Source organism: Ethanoligenens sp. (genome assembly GCF_047718355.1).
Classification (GTDB): Bacteria; Bacillota; Clostridia; order Oscillospirales; family Ethanoligenentaceae; genus Ethanoligenens.
On the sequence record NZ_JBDNLG010000103.1, the window covers coordinates 1 to 9,777 of the forward strand.

The 9,777-nt window shown below is 53.0% G+C and carries 7 protein-coding genes and 1 pseudogene; all 8 read left to right on the forward strand.

Annotated elements, in window-relative coordinates; translation table 11 throughout:
• The first annotated feature begins 220 nt into the window (after positions 1 to 220).
• Positions 221 to 565 (forward strand): MarR family winged helix-turn-helix transcriptional regulator, encoded by a 345-nt coding sequence (locus tag ABF463_RS12600; protein ID WP_415534074.1) that lies wholly within the window; start codon positions 221 to 223, stop codon positions 563 to 565.
• 72 nt (positions 566 to 637) lie between these two features.
• A complete protein-coding gene (locus ABF463_RS12605; RefSeq protein WP_415534062.1) occupies positions 638 to 2,044 on the forward strand; it encodes an MFS transporter in 1,407 nt (468 codons plus the stop codon).
• Positions 2,045 to 2,355: 311 nt separating this feature from the next.
• Positions 2,356 to 2,919 carry a bifunctional pyr operon transcriptional regulator/uracil phosphoribosyltransferase PyrR gene (gene pyrR / locus ABF463_RS12610; RefSeq protein ID WP_415534064.1) on the forward strand — a complete coding sequence of 188 codons (564 nt, stop codon included), beginning with the start codon at positions 2,356 to 2,358 and terminating at the stop codon, positions 2,917 to 2,919.
• Complete coding sequence (locus tag ABF463_RS12615) at positions 2,916 to 4,202, forward strand: dihydroorotase (RefSeq protein WP_415534066.1); 1,287 nt, start codon at positions 2,916 to 2,918, stop codon at positions 4,200 to 4,202. Before pyrR ends, ABF463_RS12615 begins: the two co-directional genes overlap by 4 nt.
• A gap of 57 nt (positions 4,203 to 4,259) precedes the next feature.
• The gene (pyrF, locus tag ABF463_RS12620) at positions 4,260 to 5,213 is read left to right on the forward strand and encodes an orotidine-5'-phosphate decarboxylase (RefSeq protein WP_415534068.1); all 954 of its coding nucleotides are present in this window, start codon (positions 4,260 to 4,262) and stop codon (positions 5,211 to 5,213) included.
• A gap of 68 nt (positions 5,214 to 5,281) precedes the next feature.
• Entirely contained in the window at positions 5,282 to 6,370 is a 1,089-nt protein-coding gene (locus ABF463_RS12625; RefSeq protein WP_415534070.1) for a carbamoyl phosphate synthase small subunit, read from the forward strand.
• The gene (gene carB, locus ABF463_RS12630) at positions 6,363 to 9,563 is read left to right on the forward strand and encodes a carbamoyl-phosphate synthase large subunit (protein ID WP_415534072.1); all 3,201 of its coding nucleotides are present in this window, start codon (positions 6,363 to 6,365) and stop codon (positions 9,561 to 9,563) included. The genes ABF463_RS12625 and carB overlap by 8 nt, the downstream gene beginning before the upstream one ends.
• A gap of 31 nt (positions 9,564 to 9,594) precedes the next feature.
• A pseudogene (locus tag ABF463_RS12635) lies at positions 9,595 to 9,777 on the forward strand (dihydroorotate dehydrogenase electron transfer subunit); the annotation flags it as partial.

Sequence of the window (9,777 nt, forward strand, 5' to 3'; positions counted from 1 at the left end):
CATATTATATGTACACTTATAATATATTCTATCGGTACTGGGTGCGCTTATTTCCGGCCCAAAATCGGTTATATCACTTTTTGGGGCGATACATAAGGATCGGAAGTGAACGAATATTTCGAATGATATAGAAGAAAATGAGGAATCATCCGGCTATCTGTTTAATCAAACCTATAATAGATGGCATGCTGAAATCAAAAAACAGCTCCGGGAGCTGGATATTACACATCCGCAGTTCAGCGTTTTGGCTTCGTTAGATTACTTGGTGCGGGAAAAATCGTTTGCTACACAAGCAGAAATCGCTAAAAACGCCGGAATGGATGTGATGACCGTTTGCGGCATCCTGCATACGCTTGAACGCAAGCAATTTTTGAAACGCACTCCTAACCCAAACGATGCGCGGGCAAGTGCGGTCTATTTATTAGAACAAGGACGTTTGAAATTTCAGAATGTCTTGCCAGTGGTCAGGCGGATTGATGAGGAATATTTTGGGCGGCTGGGTGATGACCGAAAATTACTCAATCAACTGCTGCACAGGATTCTTTCTGCGGAAGGAAAAGGATAAAGAATAAGGACGCTTTAGACAATCATATTTTTCGACGCATAGCAAAAGAACAAAAAGGAGAAATCTTATATTTTGGAACTTTCAAAAACCAGGAAGCGTTTAATCTTAGGGGTGTCCTGTGTGGAAGCGTTTATGGCAACGCTGGATGGCAGTATTGTAAATATTGCATTGCCCGATATTTCCGCACAGATGCATGTATCTATCAGCGCAGTGCAGTGGGTTTCGACTGCATATTTGCTGGCAATTGTATTACTGTTGCTCTTATGGGGAAAATTAGCGGATTTGCGCGGAAAAAAGGGCGTAATCATTGCGGGCTTTCTTTTTTTCGCCGCCGGTTCTGCATTGTGCAGTCTATCGAGGTCGCTCGATTTTCTGATCTTTGCCCGCATTATTCAGGCAGTGGGAGCGGGCGCTATGATGTCGCTCAGTCAGGGTATTGTAACCAGCACATTTGGGCCGGGTGAACGTGGAGCCGCACTGGGGCAGGTTGGCATGATGGTTGCGCTGGGCAGCCTGACCGGGCCGTTTTTAGGGGGCATTTTGGTCAGCGCATTCCGCTGGCCATCTATTTTTGTCATAAATGTTCCAATTGCCGTCGGCGCGGCAATCCTGTCTTTCTATGTGCTTCCTGCCCAAGAGGAAAAACCCGAAAAGACGTCTTTTGATTGGAAAGGTACCGCTCTTTTTTCCATTGGGATGCTGGTGCTGTTTTTAACGCTGCTTTTGGCACAACAGGGCAGTATTCAGCCCATCTGGCTGCTGCCGGCAGTTCTGATTTCGGCAGGAGCGTTTTTTGGTTTTGTTCAGGTTGAACGGCACAGTCCGTATCCGCTGGTGCATATGGGGCTTTTCCGTAAAGGTTCGTTTACTCTGGGTCTGTTACAGGGCTTTTTGATTTTTATTGCCTTGAGCGCTACTTTGCTGTTCATTCCATTTTATTTGCAGGATTTGCTGCGGTATGACGCGTTTCACGCCGGTCTTATTGTCGCTATCTATCCCATCACGATGGCTGTGGTGTCGCCGTTGAGCGGGCGGTTGGCGGATCGGATGTCGACCAAACCGCTAACTGCCATGGGGACAGGGCTTTCTATGGTTGCGCTTTTTTTGCTGGCATTCATTCGGCAGGGAACGCCGTTATGGATCGTAATCTTGGCGCTTGCTGTTCTCGGCGTGGGAAACGGGTTGTTCCAATCCCCCAACAATTCTGATGTTTTTAATGCCGTACCGCCCGCTCAACTTGGCATTGCCGGCGGAATCAATGCGTTGTTCCGTAACGTCGGGTTTGTTTCGGGCACCGCCTTTTCCGTTCTCATTTTTTCGTTTACCGCCGGGCTGAACGTCAACTCCATTTCAGGCGGTATGAATGCACATGCGTTTTTGCATGGTTTCTCACTGGTCTTTGTATTTTGCGGTATTTGTGCGATTGCGGCACTCGCACTTTGCTTTGTCCGCATCGCCAAAAATGCGGCGCGGTCATGAGGATGCTTTTTGCCAATGCCGCTTGTAACGGTAATCTTTGACGCCTGTGTTTTTTGCGGCTTTCTATGGACATTTTTTGATTCATGGTGTATACTGAGAAAAATATATTGCAATGTTGATTAGCGGATGATATCCGTAACAGTTCGCCTTTTAAACCGGCCCCGTGAGGCTGGAAAGGGTTGGATGATCGAGCGCATACAATACCAATCGGTACATTCAACGGCCCGGGACGAACCTGGACCGTATTTTTATACACAATGCATGTATAAAAATACAAATATTGTGTATAAATATCCTGAGAGGATGCGGAGATGCAGAAAATCAAGGCGGAAATCATGGATGAAAAAGGCATTTCCCGCGCCACGGCACGCATTTCCTATGAGATTGTGGAGCGCAACCATGGCACATCGGATGTCTGCATCATCGGCATCCGACGGCGCGGCGCGGTGATTGCGGCTCGCATAGCGGAAAAAATGGCTGATATCGAGGGCACTTCGGTGTTGACCGGTTTTTTAGACATTACGCCGTATCGGGACGATCTGGATGAAAAAAATATTGCGCCCAAAAAAGTGGATGCCTCATTGGATACAGATATTCCTTTTGAAGTGACCGGCAGACGGGTGGTGCTGGTAGACGATGTGTTGTTTACCGGACGCAGCGTGCGCGCCGCAATCGACGCTATCATGGATAGAGGGCGACCGGATAGCCTGCAACTGGCGGTTCTGATTGACCGTGGCCACCGGGAATTGCCTATCAGCCCCGATTTTGTTGGAAAAAATGTGCCTACCTCGCGCAATGAAACGGTAGCCGTGCGCGTGACGGAATTTGATGGCGAAAACCGTGTAGTAATCTGTGAGGATGGAGAGAGCACATGAATGATTTGTTGCTGATAAAAAATGCGACACTGGTCGATCCAGAGGGCCAATACGCAGGCATGTGCGACTTGTTGGTGAAAGATGGGCATATTGCTTCCATCGCTACTTCCGGCACCAGCATGGCGGCGCCAATGGATACGGTGGTGTTGGATGCACGCGGGCTTTTTCTTGCACCGGGTCTGGTAGACATGCATGTGCATCTGCGTGATCCTGGGCAGACGCACAAGGAAACCATCAAGTCAGGCTGTGCGGCGGCGGCAGCGGGTGGCTTTGTTGCGCTTGCCGCGATGCCGAATACGTCTCCTGCCGCAGACAAGCCGGAAATACTTAGCTATGAGATTGAACAGGCGGCAACGACCGGTGTGCGTGTATTTCCAATCGCGGCGGTGAGCAAAGAGCAGGCCGGAAAAGAGCTGGCGGATTTTGAACGCTTGGCGGAGGCAGGTGCGGTGGCCTTTTCGGATGATGGTCATCCAGTGCGGGATGCGGCACAGATGCTTGCAGCCATGCAAAAGGCGCATACGCTCGGCAAACGGGTGATTTCACATTGTGAGGATATGAGCCTTGCAGGTAAAGGAATCGTCAGCGACACTGCGGCTGCACGGCTGGACGTGCCGGGTATTCCCGCCGCGGCCGAGGCGGCACACGCTGCCCGTGAGGCAGTACTGGCTGAAAGCACGGGTACACCGGTGCATATCGCGCATGTGAGCAGCCGGTTCACTGTGGCGTTATTGCGGGACGCGAAACGGCGCGGCGCGCCTATCACCTGCGAGACCTGCCCGCATTATTTCAGTCTGGATGACAGCCTGCTTGACACACGGGACGCCGATTACCGTATGAACCCGCCGCTGCGTCAAAAAGAAGATGTTGCCGCCGTCATTGAAGGGCTGCAAGATGGAACCATTGACGCAATCGTCACCGACCACGCACCGCACACCGCTGAGGAAAAGGCTGACTTTTTGACAGCTCCCAACGGTGTGGTGGGGCTGGAGACTTCTCTTGCAGTAGGCATCACCTATCTGGTGCGGCCAGGGCATCTCTCCATGCCGCAGCTCATCCGTAAAATGTCAAGTGAGCCTGCAAAACTGCTGGGTATCGACGTGGGTACATTGCAAGTGGGAGCACGCGCCGACTTTGTACTGTTCGACCCCTGTGCCTCTTGGACGGTGCAGCCGGAAGCTCTACACAGCAAATCCCACAACACGCCGTACAAAGGGATGATGCTTTATGGCATTGTGCGCTACACCATTTCGGACGGAAATATTGTTTTTTCCAAAACATGACCGGATGCTTTTGTCTGAATTTAGACGCGGGCTGTGCCCGTCAGGGGAGATGATTGTTTGTCAATCCAAACGTTGCGAAAGAAAATAGCAGACTGTCAAAATCCAACTGTGGCGGGGTTAGATCCCGATTTTTCTAAATTACCCTCTTTTTTGTGTAGACAGGCAATCGAACGGTATGGAAAAACATTGGAGGCCGCTGCTGATGCGGTTTGGCAGTTCAATAAAGCCATTATCAATGCACTCTGCGATATCGTCCCTGCCGTCAAACCACAAGCGGCATATTATGAACTGCTTGGCTGGCCGGGGATGCGGGCCCTTTCCGAAACCATTGCGTATGCCCATCAAAAGGGGTTGTTCGTCATCACCGACGGCAAGCGCGGAGACATCGGCACCACCATGTCTGCTTATGCGCGCGCGCACCTTGGGACAGTAGAAGTGGATGGTTCCATTCTTACGCCGTTTGGTGCGGATGCGCTCACCATTAACGCCTACCTTGGCAGTGACGGCGTATTACCCGCCTTGGAAGTCTGCAAGGCACGGGACACCTGCATTTTTGTACTGGGCAAGACGTCTAACCCGTCCTCTGGAGAGATTCAGGACAAGCTGGTGGACGGCGAACCGGTTTACGCAATGCTCGGCGACTTGTGCGAGCATTGGAGTCAGATGGCAGAAGGCGGCACGTCGCTTCTGTCGTTGTCCGCCAATAAAGGACGGTATGGTATGGTGGGGTTGGTGGCAGGCGCAACCTACCCCTCCCAGCTTGCCGAACTGCGGCAAAAGCTGCCGCACACATTCTTTCTGGTGCCGGGATATGGTGCGCAGGGCGGCGGTGCAAAAGATGTCGCACCTGCGTTTGATGAAAACGGGGACGGTGCAATCATCAATAGCTCCCGCGCCATCCTCTACGCTTGGCAGAAAGAACAATGCGATGAGCGGGATTTTGCGGGAGCGGCGCGCCGCGAAGCGCTGCGGATGAAAGAAAACCTGAACGCTGTGTTGCAAAATAGATAGGCAAGTCCCGGAGTGCGATTAAAAACTGCAAATGCCGGACGGAAAAGGTTGAAGAAAAGGAGTTACACATGACCAGAGCATACCTGTTGTTGGCGGACGGCACCGTGTTTGAGGGAATTTCCATCGGGGCACGAGGCACGTCCATCGGCGAGACGGTGTTCAACACCGGTATGACAGGCTATCAGGAAACATTGACCGACGCCTCGTATTATGGACAAATCGTTACCCAGACGTATCCGCTGGTTGGAAATTACGGGGTGAACGATGAAGATGAGGAGTCCAGCCGTTCGTGGGTGCGGGGCTACATCGTGCGTGAAAACTGTGCCGCGCCAAGCAACTTTCGCAGCAACGGCACATTGGACGCATTTTTGAAAAAACAAGGAGTGGTCGGTCTGTGCGGCATTGACACACGCCATCTTACCCGCCTGCTACGCGAGCATGGCGTGATGAACGGTGCCATCACCGACGACCTTGCAGATAAAGATGCGCTGCTCGCAAAAATCAATAAGTATACAATCACCGGTGCAGTCGAAGCTGTGACGGTGGAGCAGGCATTCACCGATGGACCGGAAGATGGTCTGCGGGTGGCCCTGTTTGATTATGGCTATAAATATAACATTCTGCGCAGTCTGGTCTCGCGCGGCTGCCGTGTTACGGTCTACCCTGCCAGTACCGCGCCCGACACCGTTTTGGCGGCGCATCCCGACGGCATTATGCTCTCGAACGGCCCCGGCGACCCGTCTGCCTGCGCCACGCAGATTGAGAACTTGCGCGGCCTGTTTGAGAGCGGTATCCCGATTTTCGGCATTTGTCTGGGGCACCAATTGATGGCGCTTTCACAGGGCGGCCGTACCGAAAAACTCAAGTACGGGCATCGCGGTGCAAACCATCCGGTCAAAGACCTTGCGCACGGGCGTACCTATATCACCAGCCAGAACCACGGTTATGCGGTGGTGGACGGCAGCATCGGTGCGGAAAAGGGCGCGGTTAGCCATGTCAACCTCAACGATGGTACCGTAGAGGGCGTGCGCTACAAAAACGCGCCGGTCTTTACCGTGCAGTTCCATCCGGAGGCTTCGCCGGGGCCACGCGATTCGGCTTATCTGTTCGATGAATTTATCTCGTTGATGAAGGAAAGGAATCTGCAACATGCCTAGAAATCCCGCTATCCATAAAGTGCTGGTCATCGGTTCCGGCCCAATTGTGATTGGACAGGCCGCAGAGTTCGATTACGCGGGCACACAGGCCTGCCGGGCGCTGCGAGAAGAAGGAATCGAAGTGGTGCTGGTCAACTCCAACCCGGCCACTATTATGACCGACAAGCTGATGGCCGACAAGATCTATATTGAACCACTGACCCCTGAAGTGGTGGAGCGTATCATCGAGATTGAGAAACCGGACAGCATTCTGCCCACTCTCGGCGGGCAGACAGGGCTGAACCTCGCCATGCAGATTGCGGAGGAAGGATTCCTTGAAAAAGCGGGTGTGCGTCTGTTGGGTACCCGCCCGGAGACCATCCGCAAAGCGGAAGACCGGCAGGCGTTCAAAGACACCATGCTTTCTATCGGGGAGCCGTGCATCGCCTCAGAGGTTGTGGAGTCTTTGGATAATGCACTGGCATTCGCGGAGGAGATCGGCTATCCGGTCATTATCCGTCCGGCATATACCCTTGGCGGGAGCGGCGGCGGCATCGCATCCGACCGCGAGGAATTGATCGATATTGCTACCAATGGTCTGCGCTTGTCCCGTATCCATCAAATTTTGGTGGAAAAATGCATTTCAGGCTGGAAAGAAATCGAGTATGAAGTGATTCGGGATTCCCTGGGAAATGTTATTACGGTCTGCAACATGGAGAACATTGACCCGGTGGGCGTTCATACCGGCGATTCCATCGTGGTCGCGCCGTCGCAGACGCTGTCCGATAAAGATTATCAGATGCTGCGTTCCGCTTCCCTGAACATCATTTCGGCGCTGGGCGTGGAGGGCGGCTGCAATGTGCAGCTTGCTCTGCATCCCGACAGCTATGAATACGCCGTTATCGAGGTCAACCCGCGTGTGTCGCGTTCCTCGGCACTGGCATCTAAAGCGACTGGGTATCCCATTGCCAAAGTGGCGGCGAAGATTGCCATCGGCTACACGCTCGACGAGATTAAAAACGCCGTTACCGGCAAGACCTACGCTTGCTTTGAGCCGACGCTCGACTACTGCGTGGTCAAGTTCCCCAAATGGCCGTTTGATAAATTCGTCTATGCCCGCCGCACACTGGGTACCCAGATGATGGCGACCGGTGAAGTGATGGCGATTGGCAATTCATTCGAACTGGCGATGATGAAAGCAGTGCGTTCCATTGAGCTAAAGCTGACCACCATGTCCATGCCGAAACTTGCCAAAATGACCGACGATGAGATTCGCGGACTGCTGCACAATCAAGATGATGAGCGCATTTTTGTCGTGTATGAGGCAATCAAACGCGGCATCTCTGCGGACGATATCTTTGCTGTTACAAAGATTGACCGCTGGTTTCTTGATAAGTTCTCGCGTCTTGCCGCCGTGGAAAAGGGACTGCAAAGCCGTACGCTTACCGATGAAAGATACCTCGAAGCTAAAAAATGCGGTTTTCTGGACAGCGACATCGAGCGCCTGTCCGGGCAGACCATCCTCAAAAAGCGTCATGCCGTCTACAAGATGGTGGACACCTGCGCCGCCGAATTTGCCGCTGAAACACCGTATTTCTACTCGACATGGGATGAGGAGAACGAAGCGGCGGAGTATCTGGAAGAGCACGCCACCGGCAAGAAAAAGGTGTTGGTGTTTGGAAGCGGACCCATCCGCATCGGTCAAGGCATCGAGTTTGATTATTGTTCGGTGCATTGCGTCTGGGCGCTGCGTGAATCCGGCTACGAAGCGGTGATTGCCAACAACAACCCGGAGACCGTTTCTACAGACTTCGACACCGGTGATCGCCTCTATTTTGACCCGCTGACGCCGGAAGATGTGGATAATATTATTGCCACCGAAAAACCGTGGGGCGTGGTGGTACAGTTTGGCGGACAGACCGCCATTAAACTGGCGAACCACCTTGCGGCAAACGGCGTGCGCATCCTCGGCACCAGCGCGGACGGTGTGGACGAAGCCGAAGATCGGGAGCGTTTCGACGCGGTTTTGGAAAAATGCGGGATTCCCCGCCCTGCCGGCCACACGGCGCTTACAACCGAGCAGGCGCTGGAAGCTGCCCGTGCACTGGGTTATCCGGTGTTGCTGCGCCCATCCTATGTGCTGGGCGGGCAGAATATGATTATCGCTTATGCCGATTCCGACGTAACGGAATATATGGGCATTATCACTGCGCGCGGTATTGAAAACCCCGTGTTGGTCGACAAATACCTCATGGGTAAAGAGGTGGAAGTAGACGCCATCTGCGACGGCGACGACATCCTTGTTCCCGGCATCATGGAACACGTCGAGCGCGCGGGTGTGCATTCGGGCGACTCTATTTCGGTTTATCCGGCACAGACCCTCTCGGAGGCGATACGCAAAACCGTGTTGGAATACACCGAAAAATTGGCCAAGGCGCTGGATGTCATTGGAATGGTCAACATTCAGTTCGTGGTATATAATGAGGTCGTGTATGTCATCGAAGTCAACCCCCGTTCTTCCCGCACCGTGCCGTATATCAGCAAAGTGACCGGCGTGCCGATGATTGACCTTGCCACGCGCTGTATGCTCGGACAAAAATTAAAAGACCTCGGATATGGCACTGGATTGTGGCCGGAAGGCGATTATATCGCGGTAAAAGTGCCGGTGTTCAGTTTTGCCAAACTGCACGGTGTGGACACCCTGCTCGGTCCGGAAATGAAATCGACCGGTGAAGTACTGGGTCTTGCCAAAACGTTCGATGAAGCATTACTCAAAGGACTGACGGCGGCGGGTTATCGGTTAAAAGGCAAACACGGCAATGTGCTTATCACTGTCAAGGACAGTGACAAGCAGGAAATCATTCCAGTCGCCGAGAAATTTGCCAAGCTGGGCTACACGCTTTATGCCACGGCGGGTACGGCGCTCACACTCAACAGCAACATGGTGGCGACAAATGCGGTGCGCAAGCTGGGCGAACCGGAGCCGAATATCGATACCCTGCTCGAAAGCGGCAAGATCGACTATGTGATCTCCACCGCTACCACAGGACGCGCGCCGCAGCTCGACGATGTGCGTATCCGCCGCAAAACAGTGGAACGCTCGATCCCCTGCCTGACCTCGCTGGATACAGCCAATGCACTTGCGGCTTGTCTGGAAATGAACAAGAACATGGCGGATGTGTCGCTGGTGGACATTGCAAAATTGAAAAAATAGGACTTGTTTTATTCGACGGGAGGAGACCTTGATGATGACGATTTCCGCTGTTCCCTGTCCGGTTTTGTCAAAAGAAAACAGCGCCGCGGGTGTGTATGATGTCTGGGTCTCCGCACCGCAGGCGGAAACCGCTAAAGCCGGTCAATTTGTGGGCATCCGGTGCGGTGGGTTTACGTTGCGCCGCCCAATCAGCATCTGTGAAATTGACCGCGAA